Annotated in this window: 12 protein-coding genes; 5 read left to right on the top strand and 7 right to left on the bottom strand. The window is 66.6% G+C overall.

What is annotated here, in order from left to right:
• Positions 1 to 82: 82 nt before the first annotated feature.
• Positions 83 to 556: a cupin domain-containing protein gene (locus G9Q80_RS12815; RefSeq protein WP_052244264.1), complete on the top strand. Its 474-nt coding sequence runs from the start codon at positions 83 to 85 to the stop codon at positions 554 to 556.
• A gap of 62 nt (positions 557 to 618) precedes the next feature.
• Here G9Q80_RS12815 and G9Q80_RS12810 read toward each other — a convergent pair whose 3' ends face one another.
• Positions 619 to 1,644 carry a Fe(3+) ABC transporter substrate-binding protein gene (locus G9Q80_RS12810; RefSeq protein ID WP_069210869.1) on the bottom strand — a complete coding sequence of 342 codons (1,026 nt, stop codon included), beginning with the start codon at positions 1,642 to 1,644 and terminating at the stop codon, positions 619 to 621.
• A 185-nt stretch (positions 1,645 to 1,829) separates the two neighbouring features.
• Here G9Q80_RS12810 and G9Q80_RS12805 point away from each other — a divergent pair, with 185 nt between their 5' ends.
• Positions 1,830 to 2,297 (top strand): response regulator, encoded by a 468-nt coding sequence (locus G9Q80_RS12805; protein WP_157903782.1) that lies wholly within the window; start codon positions 1,830 to 1,832, stop codon positions 2,295 to 2,297.
• On the opposite strand, the gene G9Q80_RS12800 is transcribed toward G9Q80_RS12805, so the two are convergent.
• The gene (locus G9Q80_RS12800; protein ID WP_088714224.1) at positions 2,278 to 4,764 is read right to left on the bottom strand and encodes a chemotaxis protein CheB; all 2,487 of its coding nucleotides are present in this window, start codon (positions 4,762 to 4,764) and stop codon (positions 2,278 to 2,280) included. The genes G9Q80_RS12805 and G9Q80_RS12800 overlap by 20 nt on opposite strands.
• 141 nt (positions 4,765 to 4,905) lie before the next feature.
• Between G9Q80_RS12800 and G9Q80_RS12795 the strand changes: the two genes are divergently transcribed.
• A complete protein-coding gene (locus G9Q80_RS12795) occupies positions 4,906 to 5,655 on the top strand; it encodes a hypothetical protein (protein WP_088714223.1) in 750 nt (249 codons plus the stop codon).
• A 9-nt stretch (positions 5,656 to 5,664) separates the two neighbouring features.
• Here the strand turns inward: G9Q80_RS12795 and G9Q80_RS12790 are convergent, their stop codons facing one another.
• Positions 5,665 to 7,701 (bottom strand): FAD-dependent oxidoreductase, encoded by a 2,037-nt coding sequence (locus G9Q80_RS12790; RefSeq protein WP_088714222.1) that lies wholly within the window; start codon positions 7,699 to 7,701, stop codon positions 5,665 to 5,667.
• A 79-nt stretch (positions 7,702 to 7,780) separates the two neighbouring features.
• Positions 7,781 to 11,212: an indolepyruvate ferredoxin oxidoreductase family protein gene (locus G9Q80_RS12785; RefSeq protein ID WP_088714221.1), complete on the bottom strand. Its 3,432-nt coding sequence runs from the start codon at positions 11,210 to 11,212 to the stop codon at positions 7,781 to 7,783.
• 124 nt (positions 11,213 to 11,336) lie between these two features.
• Between G9Q80_RS12785 and G9Q80_RS12780 the strand changes: the two genes are divergently transcribed.
• Complete coding sequence (locus tag G9Q80_RS12780) at positions 11,337 to 11,804, top strand: Lrp/AsnC family transcriptional regulator (RefSeq protein ID WP_043137321.1); 468 nt, start codon at positions 11,337 to 11,339, stop codon at positions 11,802 to 11,804.
• 54 nt (positions 11,805 to 11,858) lie between these two features.
• On the opposite strand, the gene ppsA is transcribed toward G9Q80_RS12780, so the two are convergent.
• Both ppsA and G9Q80_RS12770 read right to left on the bottom strand, forming a co-directional pair.
• Complete coding sequence (gene ppsA, locus G9Q80_RS12775; RefSeq protein ID WP_088714220.1) at positions 11,859 to 14,249, bottom strand: phosphoenolpyruvate synthase; 2,391 nt, start codon at positions 14,247 to 14,249, stop codon at positions 11,859 to 11,861.
• Positions 14,250 to 14,315: 66 nt separating this feature from the next.
• The gene (locus G9Q80_RS12770) at positions 14,316 to 16,919 is read right to left on the bottom strand and encodes a cation-translocating P-type ATPase (protein ID WP_088714219.1); all 2,604 of its coding nucleotides are present in this window, start codon (positions 16,917 to 16,919) and stop codon (positions 14,316 to 14,318) included.
• A gap of 213 nt (positions 16,920 to 17,132) precedes the next feature.
• Between G9Q80_RS12770 and G9Q80_RS12765 the strand changes: the two genes are divergently transcribed.
• The gene (locus G9Q80_RS12765) at positions 17,133 to 18,842 is read left to right on the top strand and encodes a PHA/PHB synthase family protein (protein ID WP_088714218.1); all 1,710 of its coding nucleotides are present in this window, start codon (positions 17,133 to 17,135) and stop codon (positions 18,840 to 18,842) included.
• 7 nt (positions 18,843 to 18,849) lie between these two features.
• On the opposite strand, the gene G9Q80_RS12760 is transcribed toward G9Q80_RS12765, so the two are convergent.
• Entirely contained in the window at positions 18,850 to 20,394 is a 1,545-nt protein-coding gene (locus tag G9Q80_RS12760) for a bifunctional aminoglycoside phosphotransferase/ATP-binding protein (RefSeq protein WP_088714217.1), read from the bottom strand.
• Between the last annotated feature and the right edge of the window lie 217 nt (positions 20,395 to 20,611).

The raw sequence follows: 20,611 nt of genomic DNA, 5'->3' as shown, positions 1-20,611 counted from the left end.
TTGGCTGGCTAAATCTTACCCTACGTCAATTCGGCTCGTTTCGCAAAACAAGGGCGCGCCGCCACATGATTTGGAGGAAGAGATGAGATTATCGTTCTTTACAGCCGCCGTCGCGGCCCTGGCCTGTCCCGCCCTGGCCCATGACCCGATCGAATGGAACGGATCGACAGTGCACGTCCTGCTCGACAAGGAAATGACAGGTGGCGACATGGGCATGTTCACCACGCATTTCGTCGGCCCCGGCGGTCCGCCGCGCCATATCCACGACGACGCCGGAGAGGCGTTCTATGTTCTCGAAGGCGAGGCACAGTTCCTTGCCGACGGCGAGGTGATGCTGGTCAAGGCCGGCGAGGCCGCCTTTGTCCAGAAAGGGGTCGATCACACCTTCCGCCTGACCGGCGAAGAAGGTGGCAAGATCCTGGTGATCGTTGCACCCGGCGGTTTTGAAGGCTTTTTCGAAGCGACGAAACACCTGAAACTGCCCGACGACATGGATGAGTTGAACCGCATCTCCGAGGAGTTCGGCCAGATCTTCACCGGCCCACCCCTGGAATAGGCGGGCGCGCGAAAAAAAGGCGGGGTCTCCCCCGCCTTTTCCACTCGGTACACTGGCTGAAATCACTTCCAGCCAACCTCGTTAAAGATTTTCTGGGCGGTGGGGATCTGCTTGGCCACGGCCGAGAGGTTCACGTCATCGGGCTTGAAGAAACCCAGTTCGGCAACGGAGGGGCTGAGGCCCACGCCCGGGACGGCCGGGTATTCGTCGTTGCCCGCCGAGAAATATTTCTGCGCCTGGTCGCTGGCCAGGTACTCGAGGAACTTGATCGCGTTCTCTTTGTTGGGCGCGTGCGCGGCCACGCCGCCACCCGACAGGTTCATGTGGGCACCGGTGCCATCCTGGTTCGGGAAAACCCAGCCGATCATGTCACGGCTGTCGCTGAGGCCGTCGACCTCGGTCCGGATCGCGCGTGCAAAATAGTAGGTGTTCGACAGAACCACGTCGCATTCGCCCGAGACGATGCCGCGCAGCTGGTCGGTGTCGCCCCCTTGCGGATCACGCGCGAAATTCGCCACGACACCCGCGGCCCAGTCACGCGCGGCCTCTTCTCCCATGTGCTCGACCAGCGCGGCCAGCAGCGTCTGCATGTAGGCGTTGGTGCCCGAGCGGATGCAGACCTGGCCCTTGTACTTGGGATCGGCGAGATCCTGGTAGGTGGCCGGCGGCTCTGTCACGTCCTGCTTGTCGTAGAAGATGATGCGCGAACGCTGCGAAAAGCCGAACCATTCGTTTTCCGCATCCTGCAGGTAGCCGGGCACGCGTGCTTCCAGCACGGCGCTCTCGATCGGCTGCAGGACACCGGCGTCCTTGGCCCGTTCCAGGCGCGAGGTATCGACCGTCAGCAGGATATCGGCGGGCGAGTTGCGGCCCTCGGCCTGCATCCGCGCGATCAGCTCGTCGGCATTGCCCTCGATGCGGTTGATGGTGATGCCGGTGGCATCCTCGAAGTCCGAATACAGGCGCTCGTCGGTGTCGTAGTGGCGCGACGAGTAGATGTTCACCTCGCCTTGAGCGATGCCCGCCGTCGGGGTCAGCCCGGCCAAGGCAACAAGCGCTGCGGCGCCGAGTCCAGTCTTGAGGGTCATACGTTTCTCCCTTGGATTAAATCCTTACTCTTTTAGTCAATTACAGGTTCCGGCTGCGGATGCAAGCGGTCTCGGCGGATTTCGGCACTGGCGAGAGTCCCCATGCCCCAAGCCGAAGGAGCGACCCCGGATCACATATAAACATTCGCATTCAAATGCTTGACCAACTCGGATACAAAAAAGACGTGCAGGACAGGGAATTCAGTGACATGGCCGAAATCGTCATCATGGAGGACGATGCGCTTTTTGCAGACCTCGTCGGGCAAAGCTTGACCGAGGCCGGGCATAGCGTGACCATCGCCCCCTCCGGCGAGGCCGCGCTCGAGATCGTCATGAACCGCCGAATCGACCTGGTCATCGTCGACATCCTGATCATGGTGGATGGCGCCCTGTCGCCGGACGGCGGGTTGCTGTTCCTGACCCGGCTGCGCCAGCAATCGCCGTCGCGCCCCTTCAAGACGCCAAGGGACATTCCCGCGATCGCCATGTCCGGCGCCGTGAACAACTACTGGACCAAGGACCTGCTGAACACGGCGCAGAGCTTTGGCGCGACAGAGATCCTGGCCAAGCCCTTTCCCCCGGCGCACCTGCTGGAGCTTGTCGCCCGGCTGACCGCCGACCACGGGCCGCCGGTCAGGCCCTCTGCAAGGTGATCGTCAGGCCAGCCAGTTCGGCGCCCTTCAGGAAATAGGGCGCCACCCGCAGTTCCTGCACGACCCCGTCGAAATCAAAGGTCTCGCTGCGCGTCTTTTGCAGGGTCAGCACCTCGTTGCAGATCTCGACCAGCCGGGGAAAACTGTCGACCGGCAGGTTCACTTGGCTGATGTGACCGATATGGGTTCCGTGTTCCGTCAGGGCGAACAGCTGGATCGCGTTGCGCGAGGCGCTCTTGATGTTCAGGCGCGTGTCCAGCACCAAAAGGGGCATCGGCAGCGCCGCCTGGATCGCGGCCTGTTCGGCCACGAGACGGTTGAGCTCCTCTGAATTGATCAACAGTTCCTCGTTGACCGTGATCAGTTCCTCGTTGGTGGATTGCAGTTCCTCGTTCGAGGTTTCCAACTCTTCGTTGGTCGATTGCAGCTCTTCGTTGGTCGACTGCAGTTCCTCGTTCGTGGACTGCAGTTCCTCGTTCGAGGTCTGCAATTCCTCCATCGTGATCTGCAGCGCCTCGCGCGCGTCTGCCAGCTCCCGCTCGATATAGGCCAGGTAGTCCGAGGCCTCGCGATCCGCCTGGTTCGGCAGCACCGTCTCTTCGACGAAATCCGTCTCGATCGAGACCAGCACCAACCGCCCCTGCGTCACCGGGCGGTCCGCCTTGATCGGATACCCGCGAAGGCGGACCCGGTTGAAGCCACGGCCCGGCATCTCTCGCCAGACGCCGTTGCGCGGCTTGCCGTGCTTCAGGCAGAGCGGGATCAGGCTGGATGCCTCCGAGGCGATCTCGGACTTCAGCATCCGGGTGGTCAGCCGCCCGCGCACGTCGTCGGTCACGGTGGTAAAGGGGCTGATGTCACCAAAGATGCGCAACAGGTCCTTCTGTTCGTTGGCCAGGAACCCAATCGGCGCGACGGATGCCGCGATGGTGCCGAAGACCTCGTTGTCCTCCAGCGGCTTGGGGACGACATGCGACCTGTCACCGCCCTTGCCGGTGTCAGCCCTGATCGCCATTCCGAACCGTTCCAGCGGCTTTCGGTCCAGCGTTCCGCCCCGGCGCTTGCGGAACAGGCGAATGCCCTCGCCGACCCGTTCGAAATAGGGTTCCAGCGCGCCGATATGTTCGGAGGTTCCGATGAACATCAGCCCGCCCGGACGCATCGAATACAGCAGGCGGGACATCACCTTTTCCTGCAGGGTTGTGTTGAAATAGATCAGCGTGTTGCGAAAGCTGACAAGGTCGATGTCGCTGAACGGCGGATCCTGAAAGACGTTGTGCTGCGAGAAGAGGATCAGGTTGCGCACTTCCTGCCGCACCCGAAGGACACCGTCATGCTGGGTGAAGTAGGCCTCGGTCATGGATTGCGGCATGTCGGCCGCGGCGCTGATCGGGTAGGCACCGGCGCGCCCGCGGGCCAGGGCCTGCGTATCCAGGTCCGTCGCGATGACCTGAAAGGCGCGGGCCTCGTCGCGCTTGGGGAACCCCAGCAGGTCACAGAGGATGAAGGCGATGGAATAGGCCTCTTCGCCCGTCGCGCAGCCGGGGACCCAGATGCGGATCGGCCTGCGATCCGTCTGTTCGACATAGGCCCGCAAGGCATCGGCCAGCGCGTCGAACTGATCGCGGTCCCGAAAGAACCGGGTGACTGAAATCAGCAGGTCGCGATACAGCGAATCCAGCTCCTCGGGATTGTCGCGACAAAACTGTACGTATGCTCCGTAATCCTCGAAGCCGCGCGCGATCATGCGCCGCTGAATGCGCCGGCCCACGGTCTTTTCCTTGTAGTTGCGGAAATTCACCCGGGTGCGCACCTGCAACAGGTGATAAAGATCATCGAATTCCGTGGGCTGTTCCATCTGCACCTGCAGCCCCGACAGGTCGCGCGGGCGGCGCAGGATGGCATCCAGCTGATCGCCGATCTCGCCGGGGGACAGGATCAGGTCCACGCAGCCTGTCTCGATCGCCGAATTGGGCATCGTGTCATAGCGGGACGAGGCCGCGTCCTGGGCGATGGTGATACCGCCCGCCTCGCGGATCGCCTGCACGCCATAGCTCCCGTCGCTGCCCGTGCCGGACAGGACAATCCCGACGCTCCTCTCTCCGTAATGCTCTGCAATCGAAGAAAAAAGTCGGTCCGCCGAGGGTTTCGGCTCTGCCGCGCGGCCAGAGGGCGGGCGCAGGTGGACGGCGCCGTTCTCGACCACCAGGTCGAACTTGGGAATCGGAACGTAGATCGTGTCCGGCTCCAGCGGCATCGACTGGTCGACCGCCTTCACCGACAGCCGGATCTCGCGCGACAGCAGGGTCGGCAGGACGCTTTCGTGGTGGGGGGACAGGTGCTGGGCCAGGACATAGGCACAGCCCGAGTCCGCCGGCAGATGCTGGGCAAGCAGGGACATGGCCTCGAACCCGCCTGCCGAGGCGGCAATGCCAACAACCGTTTCAACATCCCTGGAAATGCTCATGACTCGATCCGAAATAGGCCGGGCTTGTGGCACCAGGGCTTCAGCGGCGCCTTCCTTTACCCATAGTTAACCAAATCTGGGGTTAAACGCTTTACAAGAGGTGAACAAGGAACCCCCTAGGTGCAATTGCAGGAGCTGTGCGTGCCCGAAGCAACATCGTCGCCGAGCACGATCGAAGCCTGGCTCAGCAAGTCCGCCCACGGGCAGGACTGGTGCGTCGTGAACGTCCGGTTGCGGCACCACGACCATAGTCAGCGCCTGCTGCTCGACGATCCGCGCCCGCTTGCGGATGTCTTCGCGCCCGAACTTGCCAGGATCCTCGACGCCGAACTTGCCGCGATCAAGGACACCGCGGTCAACAGCCGGTCCGGCTTCAAACTGGAGCTGCCCCAGCTGACACTGCATGGCCTGCGCATCCTGACCCGGATCGACCCGACCGGCAGCGGAACCGCCAGCGTGCGTTTTGTCCGTGCCGAAGGGGATCTCTGTCACGTCCTTGGGCCGGGACTGCGCTGCGAACACGAGATCCCGCCAAACATTGACGACATCGCCCTGCCGGTGCTGTGCGACCTGCTGTACCCGGCGCTCGAGATCTTCGACCACATCCTGGAAAACGGCCTGACAGAGGCGGACTCCCGCGTTCTGGCCGCCCGCATCAAGACCATGCGCGCCAAGCGGGACGAACTGTCGGACTACATCGGCCTGCTGTCCCGTTTCATCGAGAGCGCCCCGCAAAGGCGCGCCGCCATCGGCCAACAGCAAAGGCCACTCTCGCTCAGCGCGCCCGGCACGATTCCCAGCCGGGACATCCGCTGGGACTCCTCGGGCCGGTCGGTGCGGGGCGAACATGGGGCCATCCTGCACGGCCACCACGACGCGCCAAAGGGCTGACCGGGACGGTCAGCTGCCAGTGGCGCGGGCGCTCAGCACCCAGCTGTCCGGGCTTTCCCCGGCCAGACGCCGCATGGTGTCGCCGACCTCGGTCCAGCCACGTTCGGCCGCCGTTTGCATCGGCCCGCCGCGCCAGCGCGGAAAGGCGTAGCCGTGGATCTGCACCATGTCGACGGCAGCGTCACTCTCGGCGATGCCCTCTTCGACGATGCGCGCGCCCTCGTTGGCCAGCACGGACAGGATACGCGTCACGATCTCTTCGCGGTCAAAACCACGGCGTGTGATCCCCTGGGCCTGCGCATAGTCCAGGATCACCGTCTCGACCTTGGCCGAGGGACGTGGCTTGCGATCTCCTTCGACGTAGTCGTACCAGCCCTTTCCGCTGCGCTGGCCCAGCCGGTCCATCTCGCACAGCTGGTCGGCGATGGTCACGTAACGCTGCGCCGGGTCGCGCGTCGCCGCCTGCCGCTTGCGGTTGGCCCAGGCGATCTGCAGGCCGGTCAGATCCTGCAACTCGAACGGTCCCATCGGAAAGCCTATCTCGCGCGCGGCGGCGTCCACTTCCTGCGGCAGCGCGCCATCGGCCAGCATGTATTCCGCCGCGCGCCGGTATTCCGCCAACATCCGGTTGCCGATGAACCCGTCGCAGATCCCCGCCAGGACCGAGACCTTGCGCAGCCGCTTGCCAAAGGCAAACCCCGTCGCCAGCACCTCGGCCGAGGTTTCGGGCAGCGCCACGATCTCCAGCAGTTTCATCACATGCGCGGGCGAAAAGAAGTGCAGCCCGATACAGCGCGCGGGGTTCGGGATGCCCTCGAAAATCTCGCGCGGGTCGATGTAGGAGGTGTTGGTGCCAAGGATCGCCTCCGGCGAGACCACCTCGGCCAGTTGCCGGAACACCGCACGCTTGACCTCGAGATCCTCGAACACCGCTTCGACCGCCAGGTCGACACCCGCCGCATCGGCGTAGTTCGCCGTCGCGGTGAACCGTGCCTTCTGCTCTGCCGCCTTGGCCTCGCTCAGCTTGCCGCGTTTCACGGCACCGTCGATCAACCCGGCCACGCGGTCCCGGGCGCTTGCCGCCGCATCGGCGTCACGCTCGATCAGCACAACCTCAAGGCCCCCGCCCAGGCTCGCCGTGGCGATGCCCGCGCCCATCAGCCCGCCGCCGACAACCGCGATGCGCTGCAAGTCGCGCGGCGCGGCGCCCGCTGCCGCCTTGGGGCGGGCCACCTCGCGTTCGGCGAAAAAGGCATGCCGCAGGGCGCGGCTCTCGGCGCTCTGGCGCAACTCAAGGTGCAGGGCGCGTTCCTTGGGCTGGCCTTCGGAGAAGGGCAGATAGGCCCATTGCAGCGCGTCGATGTTCAACAGCGGCGACATCTGCCCGCGCGCGCGTTTCAAAACCGCCTCGCGCTTGACCTCCAGCGCGTCGGCCGCCAGCGGCTCTGTCACCCGTTCCGACACTTTGGAGGGCCGCTCCGGCAGTGCCGCCACATACTCCCGCGCCGCCGCCTGCAAGTCCCCTTCGAACACAAGATCAAGCCCGCCCAGCGCCTTGAGCGTCGCGGCATCCAGCATCTGCCCCGAGGCCGCCATGTCGATGGAGGCCTCCATCCCGATCAGGCGTGGCGTGCGCTGCGTACCGCCGGCGCCGGGGATCAGCCCCACGTTGACCTCTGGCAGACCGAACCGGGTTCCCGCCTGCGCAAGCCGCCAGGCGCAGGCCATCGCGATCTCGAACCCGCCGCCCAGCACCGTGCCGTGCAGGACCGCGACAAAGGGCGTTTCACTGTCCTCGATCATCTGCACAACATCGGGCAGATGCGGTTCCACGGGCGGCGCGTCGAACTCCGACATATCCCCGCCGGCGACAAAGGTCCGCCCCGCGCCGGTCAGGATTGCGACACGCGCGCCCTGTACCGCGTTCACGGCCTCGGCCAGACCCTTGCGCACCGCCGTGCTGGTGGCGTTGACGGGCGGATTGTCGATGGTCACCCAGGCCAGGTCGCCTTCGCGGGTGACGGTAACGGGGCTGTCGGTAGTCATGGTCAAGGCTCCTCTCCTCGCCCCTGCCACGGGCGTCCTGCACCGGAGATAACCCAAACGCGCGGTCGGTTAAAGGATTTTAGGCAGCATACTGCGTAATAGCCTCATTCATCGCCTTGCGGGTTTTCCCGACGGCCTCCTCCTTGACCGGGCCAAAGCCGCGGATCTCCATGACCAGCCCGGCGATCCGGGCCGCCTCGTCGCGGTTGTCCGACGTCAGCCCGTTGACCAGCCGATCCAGCAAGTCGCGGTATTCCCCGATCAGCGCCCGTTCCATGCGCCGCTCGGCAGTTCGGCCAAAGGGGTCGAACACCGTACCGCGCAGCCGCTTCATCCGCGCAAGCTGGCGAAAGGCCACCTGCACCCAGGGGCCAAAGCTGCGTTTCAGAGGCCGCCCGCGCGCATCCGTGCCCGAGGACAGGATCGGCGGCGCAAGGTGGTGGCGCACGGTGAACTCGCCTTCAAAACGGTCCTTCAACCCGTCCAGGAAACCTGTCTGCGTATGCAGCCGCGCAACCTCGTATTCATCCTTGTAGGACATCAGCTTGAACAGACCCTTGGCCGCTGCCTCGGACAGGGCGCCCGGCGCGCCCGCTACACGGGTCTCGGCCTCGATCACCTTTTGCAGGTCGTCACGATAGCGCCGCGCCCAGCGCCGGCTCTGGTAGTCGGCCAAGAAATCCGCCCGGCGGTCGATCATCTGCTCCAGCGTCTGTACGGGCCTCGCCTCGATCCCGGCGATCCGCTCGACGCCTTCGTGATCGGTCACGGCAACCCGGCCCCAGGCAAAGGCCTGCTTGTTCAGCTCCGGCTTGACCCCGTTCAGCTCGATCGCCCGCATCAGCGCCGCCTCGGTGAGGGGCACCAGCCCCGCCTGCCAGGCCGCGCCCAGCATCAGGACATTGGCAAAGACCGTGTCGCCCAGCAGCGCCTCTGACAGGGCATTGGCGTCCAGCGATTGCAGCGCCTTCCCGTCCACGGCGTCGGAAATCCGCGCCAGCCGCTCGCCCGCCTTCAGGTCCGCATCGCGGTTGCGCGTGAAATCCCCGGTCGGCATCAGGGCCGTGTTCACCACCGCCCGCGTATGCCCCGCCCGGTAGGTCATCGAGGCCTTGGGCGAAGAGCTTACCACCAGGTCACAGCCGATCAGCGCGTCCGCCGAGGACGGCTCGATCCGCGCCTGGTTCACCTCTTCGGGGCGCGAAGACATCCGCAGGTAGCTGAGCACCGGCCCGAATTTCTGCGCGAACCCCATGAAGTCCAGCACACTGGCGCCCCGCCCTTCGAGGTTCGCCGCCATCGCGATCAACTGGCCCACGGTCACGACGCCGGTCCCGCCCACACCTGTGACAAGAATATCCCAGGGCTTGTCCAGCGACGGCATAACCGGCGCCGGCAACCCGGCCACCATCTCGGTCAACTGCGCCTCGGACACGCCCCGCCCCTTCTTCAGTGTCGCCCCCTCGACGGTCACGAAGCTGGGGCAGAAGCCGTTGAGGCAGGTGAAATCCTTGTTGCAGGAGTTCAGGTTGATCTGCCGCTTGCGGCCAAATTCCGTTTCCAGCGGCTCGACGCTGAGGCAGTTCGATTCCACCCCGCAATCGCCGCAGCCCTCGCAGACCAGCGGGTTGATGACGGCGAACCGCTTGGGGTCTTCCATCTTGCCGCGTTTGCGCAGGCGGCGCTTCTCTGTCGCGCAGGTCTGCTGGTAAATCAGCACCGTGGTGCCGGGCACCTCGCGCAATTCGCGCTGCACGCGGTCCATCTCACGCCGGTGCTCGATCTCGACCCCCGCCGGGAAATCGCTCTTGCGAAACTGCTCGGGATGATCGGACACGACGACCACCCGTTTCGCCCCCTCGGCCAGCACCGTCTGCGCAATCGCCTGCACGGATATCGGCCCGTCAACCACCTGTCCGCCGGTCATGGCCACGGCATCGTTGAACAGGATCTTGAAGGTGATGTTGGTCCCCGCCGCAATCGCCTGCCGCACGGCCAGCGAGCCCGAGTGATAGTACGTCCCCTCGCCCAGATTCTGGAAGACGTGCCGGTTGCCGTTGAACTTCGACCGCGCGACCCAGTTGACGCCCTCACCCCCCATCTGGATCAGCGAGGTCGTGTTGCGGTCCATCCAGCTTGCCATGAAGTGACAGCCGATCCCCGCCAGAGCCTGGCTGCCCTCGGGCACCTTGGTCGAGGTATTGTGCGGACAGCCCGAGCAGAAATAGGGCGTGCGGGCCGCCCCCGGCACCTCGATCAGGTTCGGGGGCGGCACCAACGCCTCGGCACGTTCCGTGAGTGATGTGCCAAGATTCAGGTCCAGTCGTTTCGCGATGATCCGCGCCAGCATCACGGCGCCCAGTTCATGCGTCCAGGGGATCAGACGTTCGCCGTGCTCGTCGCGCTTGCCGACCATGCGTTCGGGCTTTTGCCCGGGGAAATCGTAGAAATATTCCTTGAGCTGGCTCTCGATGATCCCGCGCTTTTCCTCGATGACCAGCAGTTCCTGCTTTTCATGCGCAAAGCCCAGCGCGCCGCGATCCTCCAGCGGCCAGACCATGCCCACCTTGTAAAGGTCGATGCCCAGCTCGCGCGCGACACCCTCATCGATGCCCAGGAGGCGCAGCGCCTCCAGCGTGTCCAGGTGTGCCTTGCCGGTGGTCACGATGCCGAACCGGGCCTCGTGCCCCCATTCCGCCCGGTCGATGGGATTGGCGCGGGCAAAGGCCAGCACGGCGTTTTTCTTGGCCTCCATCCGCTCTTCGATCTGCATCCCCGGCAAGTCGGGCCAGCGGTAATGCAGCCCGGTTTCGGGCGGCGTGTAGTCCGGCGCGACAAACGCCCTGTCGGCGGGCAATTCCACCGACATGCCGGATTCCACCGTCTCGGAAATCGCCTTGAAGCCGACCCACATGCCCGAGAACCGCGACAGCGCGTAGCCCCATTCGCCAAATGGCAGGAACTCACCCACGTTGGCCGGGTTCAGCGTCGGCATGAAGAAATTCATGAAGGCCACGTCCGACTGGTGCGGCATCGACGAAGAGACACAGCCGTGGTCATCCCCCGCCACCACCAGCACGCCACCATGCGGCGAAGATCCGTAGGCATTGCCGTGTTTCAGCGCATCTGCCGCCCGGTCCACCCCCGGCCCCTTGCCGTACCACAGGCCAAAGACCCCCTCGCAGGTCTTGTCCGGGTCGGTCTCCACCTGCTGCGTGCCGATCATCTGGGTCGCGCCCAGTTCCTCGTTGATCGCGGGCAGGAAGGTGATCCCGGCCTCTTCGACCAGCTTGGCATGGCCCGACACCTCAAGGTCGACCCCGCCCACCGGAGAGCCGCGATAGCCCGAGATATAGCCCCGCGTGTCCAGCCCCCGCGCCCGGTCGCGCCGCGCCTGGTCCAGCGCGATCCGCAGAATCGCCTGCGTCCCGGTCAGGAACACCCGGCCCTCGGTGCGGGTATAACGGTCTTCCAAAGCGTAATCGGTCAGAATCGGCGTCTGGTCCGTCATGGCATCCTCCCTGTCGCGGATCGGGGGATTTTTACCTGTTCTGCTGAAAAAGACCTTCCAATCTCTCAGTGTTGGGTCACATCTTGCAGTGAACCATTCACTCTTATGCCAAAAATCGAACGAAATGCCTCAACTCTCGGATCTCGACCGTCGCATCCTGGCCGTCCTGCAAAAGGACGCTTCGGGCAGCATGCAGGAGCTCGCACAGGCGGTGAACAGCTCTCCGGCGACCTGCTGGCGCCGCCTGCGCGCGCTGGAGGATCGCGGCGTGATCGGCCCGCCGGTGCGCCACGTCGACCCCGCCGCCGTGGGGCGCGGCATGGATGCCTTCGTGCAGGTGCGCATGAAATCCCAGGACGCCGCCGCCCGCGCCGAATTCCAGCGCGCGATGGAGGCGGAGCCGGCCATCACCGAGGTCTACTCGATCTCCGGCGAATGGGATTACCTCCTGCACCTCGTGGTGCGCGACATCGCAGACCTGGAATCGATCCTGATGCGCCGCGTGCTGGAACATGAAAACGTCGCCGGCACCGCCACGATGTTTGTCCTGCGACGGATCAAGCAGGGGACGGAGGTCCCCCTTTCCCCCTGAAACCCGTCGCCCCCGCAAGCGGACACCGCACCGCAAGCGCCGCCCACCAGCCGCTCAGCCCGCCTCCGCCTCCGCCACGTTCCGCTTCACCGCCAGGAAGCTGTCCGGTGTCACGGAAATCGATGAGATCCCCGCCTGCACCAGCAGCCGCGCAAACCCCGGATCGTTCGAGGGCGCCTGACCGCACAGCCCGATCTTGCGCCCCGCCTTGCGCGCCTTGGCAATCACCGTCTCGATCATCCACAAGACCGCCGGGTCCCGTTCCGAGAACAGCTCGGCCAGCGCCTCGGAATCCCGGTCGATACCCAGCGTCAGCTGCGTCAGGTCGTTCGACCCGATGGAAAACCCGTCGAAACGTTCGGCGAACCGCTCGGCCTCGATCACGTTCGACGGGATCTCACACATGACGTAGACCTCCAGCCCCGCCTTGCCGCGTTCCAGCCCCTGGGCCGCCATGACCTCCAGCACCCGGTCCGCCTCGCCCACCGTGCGGCAAAAGGGGATCATGACCACCACGTTGTCAAAGCCCATCCCCTCGCGCAGGTGCCGGATCGCCCGGCATTCCAGCTCAAACCCGTCGCGATACCCTTCCGAGTAGTACCGAGAGGCGCCCCGGAACCCGATCATCGGGTTCTCTTCCTGCGGTTCAAAGGCCCGCCCGCCCAGCAGGTCGGCATATTCGTTGGTCTTGAAATCGCTCATCCGTACGATGACCGGGCGCGGATGCCAGACCGCCGCGATCCGCGCCAATCCCCGCGCCAGCGTCTCGACGAAATAGGCGGTCCGGTTCGCATGGCCCCTGGTCAGCGCGTCGATCGCCGCCCGGTCGTCCTCGGACACCACCTGCTCGTAGCGGGTCAGTGCCAGCGGATGCACCCGGACCTCGTTCGAGACCACGAATTCCATCCGCGCCAGTCCGACCCCATCCGCCGGCAGCCGCCACCAGCGCGCCGCGGTCGAGGGGTTGGCGAGGTTCAGCATGACCTGCGTGCAGGTCTCGGGGACATGGGCCAGGTCCAGTTCCTCCACCGTCACCTCGGCCCGTCCGGCGTAGATCACCCCCTCCTCGCCCTCGGCGCAGGAGACCGTCACCTGCTGTTGATCGTGCAGGACATGGGTCGCATTGCCGGTGCCGACCACCGCCGGAACGCCCAGTTCCCGGCTGACGATGGCCGCATGAGAGGTGCGCCCGCCGTGATCCGTCACGATGGCGGCGGCCCGTTTCATCACCGGCACCCAGTCCGGGTCCGTGGTCGATGTCACCAGCACCGCCCCGTCGACGAAACGGTCGATGTCCGCCGCGCTCTCGATGATGATGACCTCGCCGGAGGCCACCGCCCCGCCGACGCTGAGCCCGCTCAACAGCCGTTCGCCATGCGCGCCCAGGCTGTAGGTCTTCATCGCGCCCGCGCCCCGGCGCGACTGCACCGTCTCGGGCCGCGCCTGCACGATGTACAGCTGCCCGTCGATCCCGTCGCGCGCCCATTCCATGTCCATCGGACAGCCATAATGCGCCTCGATCTCGACCGCCGCCCGGGCCAGTTCCAGGATCTCGCCGTCGGACAGCACGAAACGCTCGCGCTCTGCCTTCGAGGTCGGCACGTTGCGCGTCGCCGCGCCGTCTCCCGTGCCGTAGATCATCTTGATTTCTTTCGCGCCCAGCGCCTTGTGCGTGATCGGCACCAGTTCGGGCCGGGCCAGGAAGGGCTTGTAGACCTGGTATTCATCCGGGCTGACCGCGCCCTGCACCACGTTCTCGCCCAGCCCCCAGGCCGCGTTGATCAGCACCGTCCTGTCAAAGCCGCTTTCGGTGTCGATGGAAAACATAACCCCCGACCCGGCGATATCCGATCGCACCATCAACTGCACACCGATGGACAGCGCCACGTCGAGGTGATCGAACCCGTTGATCTCGCGGTAGGTGATCGCCCGGTCGGTGAACAGAGAGGCATAGCAGCGGCGGCAGGCCATCAGCAGCGCGCGCTCGCCCTCGACGTTCAGAAAGGTTTCCTGCTGGCCCGCGAAACTGGCGTCGGGCAGGTCCTCGGCCGTGGCCGAGGAGCGTACGGCGACAGAGGGATTTTCCCGCCCCGTGCGCCGCCCCAGCTCGCGGTAGGCACCAAGGATCTCGGCCTCGATCTGCGACGGAAAACCCCCCGTTGCCAGCGTCTCGCGGATCGCGCGGCCCGCCTGCGCCAATGTCTTGCGCCCCTCGGCCAGCGCCGCCAGTTCCTCTCGCAGCACCGCGCCGAACCCGTTGGCCGCGATGAAGGCACGATAGGCGGAGGAGGTGGTCGCAAACCCCGGCGGCACCCGGATGCGGCTGGCATCCAGCGATTGCACCATCTCGCCCAGCGAGGCGTTCTTGCCCCCCACCAGCGCCACGTCCCCGCGCCGAAGATGCTCGAGCCAGATCAGGGTGCGCCTGTCGTCCGTGTCAGCCATCGGGTCCTCCCTCCCCTCGGAATGACCGAAGGGTAGTAGAAACGCGCCCGGCTTCGTTGATTCAGGTCAACGCGCCGCCACCGTCAGCCCCCGCGCCCGCGACCGGCGGGCGTATTTCACCGCTTCCGGCACCACCAGCAGCGGCAGCGCCAGCGCACCCAGCAGGCCCAGCTGCTCCCAGCTCAGCGGCACGGTGTGCAGCAGGTGTTGCAGCGGCGGCCAGTAGATCGCCGCCACCTGCATCGCCATCGTCACCGCAAAGGCCAGCAACAGGGGCCGGTTCGACAGGTAGCCGATCCCCGACATCGGCAGGCGGAACGATCGGAAGGCAAAGACGCTGGCCTTTTCAAAGACCACGATCCCCGCGAAGGCCATCGTCCGCGCCAGGTCCTCTCCCTGTCCCAGGTGGCCGTAGAACAGCCACAGGCTGACGCCCCCGGTATAGAGGCCGAAACAGGCAATCATCGCCAGCCCCGGCAGATCGAGGATCGGATGATCCGCGGGCACCGGCGGCTGGTCCATCTGGTCGGGCGCCGGTTTTTCCATGCCCAGCGCCACCGCCGTCACCCCGTCGGTGACAAGGTTCATCCACAGAATCTGCGTCGCCAGGAAGATCAGTGGCCCGCCCAGGAACAGGTTGACCACGATGGCCAGCACCTCGCCCGCGTTCGAGGACAGCAGGTAGCGGACGAACCGCTGGATGTTGGAAAATTGGCGGCGCCCCTCTTCGACGGCGCCGACGATGGTGGCGAAATTGTCGTCCAGCAGCACCAGGTCGCTGGCATCCTTGGCCACGTCCGTGCCGCGCTTGCCCATCGCGATGCCGATATCGGCCTGCCGCAGGGCGGGCGCGTCGTTGACGCCGTCCCCGGTCATCGCAACTAGGTTGCCGCTTTGCTGCAAAGCCCCGACCAGCCGCATCTTGTGCGCCGGGGCCGTCCGGGCGAAATGCACGTCGCCCTTCAACAGCTCGTGCAACTCATCCTCGGACAGGTGGTCAAGATCCTCGCCGGTCAGCATGCGATCCACCCGCAACCCGATCTCGCGCGCGATGGCGGCGCCTGTCGGGGCTGCATCCCCGGTGATCATGACCACGCGGATACCGGCACGGCGACACAGGGACACCGCCTGTTTCACCTCGGCGCGCGGCGGGTCGATCATGCCCACCAGTCCCAGGAAGATCAGACCTTCTTCCCCCGCCAGCGGGTCCTCGACAGGGCGCATCGCCAGCCCCAACAGCCGCCGCCCGTCCGAGGCCATCTCTGCCGCGACCGCCTCGATCCCGGCCCGGCGGTCGGCGGTCAGGGGCTCGACAGCGCCCCCATCCCCCTGCACCTGCGTACAGACGTCCAGAACGGATTCCGGCGCGCCCTTGACCATCTGCACCAGCCCCGTGCCCCTTCGCATCACCACGCTCATGCGCTTGCGCTCGGCGTCAAAGGGGATCTCGGCCAGCCGGTCCGCCGGGTTCGGCAAATCGGACCAACCCTTGAACCCCAGCGTGACCAGCGCCCCTTCGGTCGGGTCGCCGACCATGTGCCAGCCGCCGTCGCGGTGGCCCAGCTCGGCGTGGTTGCAGGACAGGGCCACGTCGATCAGGTCCGCCAGACGGGGATCATCCGCCGCGCGCAGGCGCTCGCCCTCCGCCGCGATATGGCCCGCCGGGTCATAGCCCGTGCCCGTGACCTCGTAGCTGCGCCCGGGCGTCCAGATCCGCGTCACGGTCATGGCGTTTTCGGTCAGCGTTCCGGTCTTGTCGGTGCAGATCACCGTCGCCGCGCCCAGCGTCTCGACCGCCTGCAACCGCCGCACCAGCGACTGCCGCCGCAGCATCGCCGAGGCGCCCAGCGCCAGCGTGATCGTAACCACCGCCGGCAGCCCCTCGGGCACCATCGCGACGGCCAGGGCAATCGCGGTCAGGAACATCTCGTGCAACTCGCGCCCCGACAGCAGCCCGGCCACCAGAACCAGCCCCGCCAGCCCCAGCGCCATGCCCCCCAGCAGCCGCGCCAGCCGCGCCAGTTGCGCCTGCAAATGGGTTTCGCCCACGTCGATCGAGGCGGTCAACTCCGCGATATGGCCGAATTCCGTGCGCGGCCCGGTGGCGCGCACCACGCCCTCGGCCCGGCCCGCCACCACGTTCGACCCCATGAACAGGGGCACGTCCTCGTCGCCCAGGTGCTTGTCCACGGGCACCGATTCCCCGGTCAGCACGCTCTCGTCGACCTTCAGCCGCATGCCGGAGGTCAGCACCAGGTCGGCAGGCACCTTGTCGCCGCTGTCCAGGATCACCAGGTCACCCGGCACGATCTGGCGCGTGTCGATCATCACCTGGGCGCCGTCGCGCACCACCCGCGCCTCTGTCGCCAGCATGTTCCGCAGCGCCGCCAGCGCGGTTTCCGTGCGCCATTCCTGCACGAAGCCCAGCACCCCGTTCAGCAGTACGACCAGCACGATGGCCACCGCGTCCACCGTCTCGCCCAGCGCGGCGGCGATCCCGGCGGCGGCGATCAGCATCACGATCAACGGGCTGGTGAACTGACGCGCCAGGATCACCCAGCGCGAAACCGGTTTGCGTTCCGCCAGCTGGTTCGGCCCGACCTCGGCCAGCCGGTCCGCCGCCTGCGTGGAGGTCAGCCCATAGGCTGCCCCGCCAGTGTCCGCCATCATGCCGCACCTCGTCCGTCTGTTCAGGGTTTCAGGATCACGCGCGTCCTGTTCGCGGGCAACCTAGGGCATGGGCGATCCGCACGATTTGACGCACGTCAAGCCGCCGCGCGCGGCGACACGCCGAAACTTTGATCCACGTCATCGGGGTTTTGCAGGACCTCCCCTAGGGTGCCCCCGACTCACCTTTCCGGCAAGCGACCGCAGGACCCAGCCATGACCGACACCGACAGCAACACGCTGGACCGCGCATTGCGCGCCACCCGCGCCCGGGCCACCGGGGGCCTTTCGCCGCATTCCGCCGCCTCGGCCTGGATGGACTGGCTGTCCCACCTGGCCGCGGCGCCCGGACGGATGACCGCGCTGACCCAGCAAGCCTCCCGCATCGCGGGCGAAACCGCGCTGGCCCTTGCCGGACGGTCAGAGGGACCGCAGCCCGCGCCCGGCGATCATCGCTTCGATCACCCGGGCTGGGCCCTGCCCCCCTTCCGCGCGATGAAGACCGCCTTCCTGGCGCAAGAGGCCTGGTGGACAGAGGCCACCGCCGAAATTCGCGGCATGCGCAAGATCAGCGCCGACAGGGTGAATTTCATGGTGCGACAGGGGCTCGACATGGTCTCGCCCTCGAACTTTCCGCTGACCAACCCCGAGGTGGTCGAGGCCGCGCTGAAGACCGGCGGCCGCAATTTCGTCGAGGGCGCAAGGCACCTCGCCGAAGACAGCGCCCGGATGATCGCGCAACAGCCCGCCCCGCGCCCCGAGGGGTTCGACGTGGGCAAGGACCTGGCCGTCACACCCGGTCAGGTGGTCTATCGCAACGACCTGTTCGAACTGATCCAGTACGCCCCGCAGACCGAAACCGTCCACGCCGAGCCGCTGCTGATCGTCCCGGCCTGGATCATGAAATACTACATCCTCGACCTCAGCCCGCCGAAATCGCTGGTCGCGCAGCTGGTCGCGCAGGGATTTACCGTCTTCGCGATCTCGTGGTGCAATCCCACCGCCGAGCAGAGCGAACTGTCGCTGGAAGACTACCGCCGCCGCGGCGTGATGGAGGCGCTGGAGGCGGTGCAGGTCATCACCAGGGCGCCCCGGGTCCATGCCTGCGGCTATTGCCTGGGCGGCACCATCCTGGCCATCGCGGCGGCGGCAATGGCACGCGACGGCGACGACCGGCTGGCCTCGGTCACGCTGCTGGCCGGGCAGACCGATTTCTCCGACGCGGGCGAGCTGATGCTTTTCGTCGACGAAAGCCAGATCGCCTTTCTCGAGGACATGATGTGGGACAAGGGCTATCTGGACGCGCCGCAGATGGCCGGCGCCTTCCAGATCCTGCGCGCGCGCGACCTCGTCTGGAGCCGCCTGTTGCGCCGCTACCTGCTGGGCGAAGAGGACCCGATGTTCGACCTCTCCGCCTGGAACATGGACGCCACGCGGATGCCCTACCGGATGCATTCGGAATACCTGCGCGGGCTGTTCCTCGAAAACCGCCTGACCGCCGGGCGGTTCTCGGTCGAGGGGCGGGTGATCGCGCTCAAGGACATTTCCGCCCCCTTCTTCGTGCTGGGCACGGAAAAGGACCACATCGCGCCCTGGCGCTCTGTCTACAAGACGGCCCTGTTCACCGATGGCGACCTGACCTTTGTCCTGACCTCGGGCGGGCACAATGGCGGCGTGCTCAGCGTGCCGGGACAGCCCCACCGCCATTTCCGCCAGGGCCACCGTCCACCGGGCCGCAACTACATGGACCCGGACACCTGGCTGACCCGCCACGATCCCCAGGATGGGTCCTGGTGGCCGGTCTGGTTCGACTGGCTGGAGGCCAAGAGCACCGGCGAAAGGGGCGCCCCGCCGCCGCTGGGCCGGGCAGAGGCCGGGTTGCCGCCACTGATGACCGCGCCGGGCAGCTACGTCCTGCAGACCTGAGCGCGCGTCAGGCGGGCGTCTGCCCAGTCCCCCCAAGCGCGGCACGGCAGGCGGAAAGCACCTCGTCCGCCGCGCCGGAGGCATCGACACGGGCCCAGCCGATGGGTCCGGTATCGCGCGCCAATTGGGCCCGCACCACCTCTGCATCCGCGTCCGAGGCATCGCCCCGGCGGTCTGACACGCGGGCGACCAGCGCCGCCCCCTCTGCCTCCAGCCACAGCCCGGCAAAGCCCGCGCCAAGGTCTTGGGCGACCTGCGCGATGGCGGCGCGTTCGTCCGGGTTCAGAAAGACCGCATCCGCGATCACCGTCTGTCCCGCCTGCAGAACCTCGCGCGCCAGCGCGTCCATCCGGTCATAGACCGCCGCGCTGACCTCCGGCCTATAGCCGCGGGCATCCAGCGGCGTCAGGGGATCGACCCCGCACAGCGCCTTGCGGATCATGTCGCTGCGCAGGTGCACCGCCCCCGGTGGCGCCCCCAGGTCCGGCGCCAGCCCGCGCGCCACCGTGGTCTTGCCGGTGCCGGACAACCCGCCAAGGGCCACCAGCCTCGTTGCCCCCGGCTCCAGCACGGCAATGGCATCGTCAAGATAGCGCCCGGCATCCCGCAACAGGGGCGCGTTGCCGCCCTGCGCCCGCGCCGTCTGGACCGCCACCATCGCGCTGATGCCCGCGCGCACCGCCTGGAACAGCGGCAGGGCGGCCAGCCCGCGATAATGGTCATCGGTCGCGGCGGCGAAAAGGTAACGGTTCAGCACCGCGTTCGCCGCCCAGGCCAGCCCCCGGTGGCGCAGGTCCATCAGCAGGAAGGCCAGGTCGTATAGCACGTCGCAGGTGCCCAGCTCCTCGCTGAATTCCAGCGCGTCGAAGGGCACGGGCCGGCCCTCGATCAGGACGATGTTACGCAGGTGCAGGTCACCGTGACAGCGTCGGACGTGGCCCGCCTCTGCCCGGCTGTCCAGAAGGGCCGCCTGTCGCGCCAGCGCCTCCCTGGCCCGGTCCAGAAAACGCGCGATACCCTTGGCGGGCAACGCGTCCTCCATCCCCGCGAATTCGCGCCCCAGTTCGTCCAGGATATCCCCGATCCGCCGCGCACCATCGGGCGCGGCCAGCGCCGGGGCCGCCGCGTGATACTGCGCGATGCTCTCGCCCAGCGTCTCGGCCAGGGGGCGGTCCAGCGCGCCGCGCCCTGCCACCCGGTCCAGCTGATCCTCGTCCGCAAACCGCCACATCCGCAGCGCCCATTCCACCACCTCGCCCGCGCCATCCAGCGCCAGCGCACCGTCCGCCCCCCGCGTCACCGCCACCATGTCGCGATAGATCATCGGTGCGGCGGGCGCGTTCAGCTCCAGCTCGCGCCGCAGGGCCGCCGCGCGCAGCTCCGGCGTCGAGTAGTCGAGGTAGTCGTAGCGCACCGCCCGCTTGATCTTGAGCGCCGTGTCCCCGCCGAGAAAGACATAGGCCCCATGCGTCCGGACCACGTCCACGTCCGCGGCGCCGGCGTACAGCGCGGGCTGCTGCAGCAAGGTCACGACCTCTTCCTGATCCGCCATCCGTCCGGCGCTCCTGTTCCCGGGTCTGATCCCTGCCCCGTCATCCCACGTCTGGCAAGACAGCCCCTTGATCGGCGTCAAGAACCGCGCGGCGCTTGCCCGATCACAAGGAAAAAGCGCGGCGCGCTGCCGTGGAAATGTGCAAACCCGCAAGACCGGGCAATAAAGGTCACGAAGAAGCTGCGCAGTGTGCCCCGGAAACGAACAAGGGCTTGGC

This window comes from Mameliella sp. LZ-28, assembly GCF_012274245.1.
GTDB lineage: Bacteria > Pseudomonadota > Alphaproteobacteria > Rhodobacterales > Rhodobacteraceae > Antarctobacter > Antarctobacter albus.
This window is presented reverse-complemented; position numbering and strand designations above follow the sequence as displayed.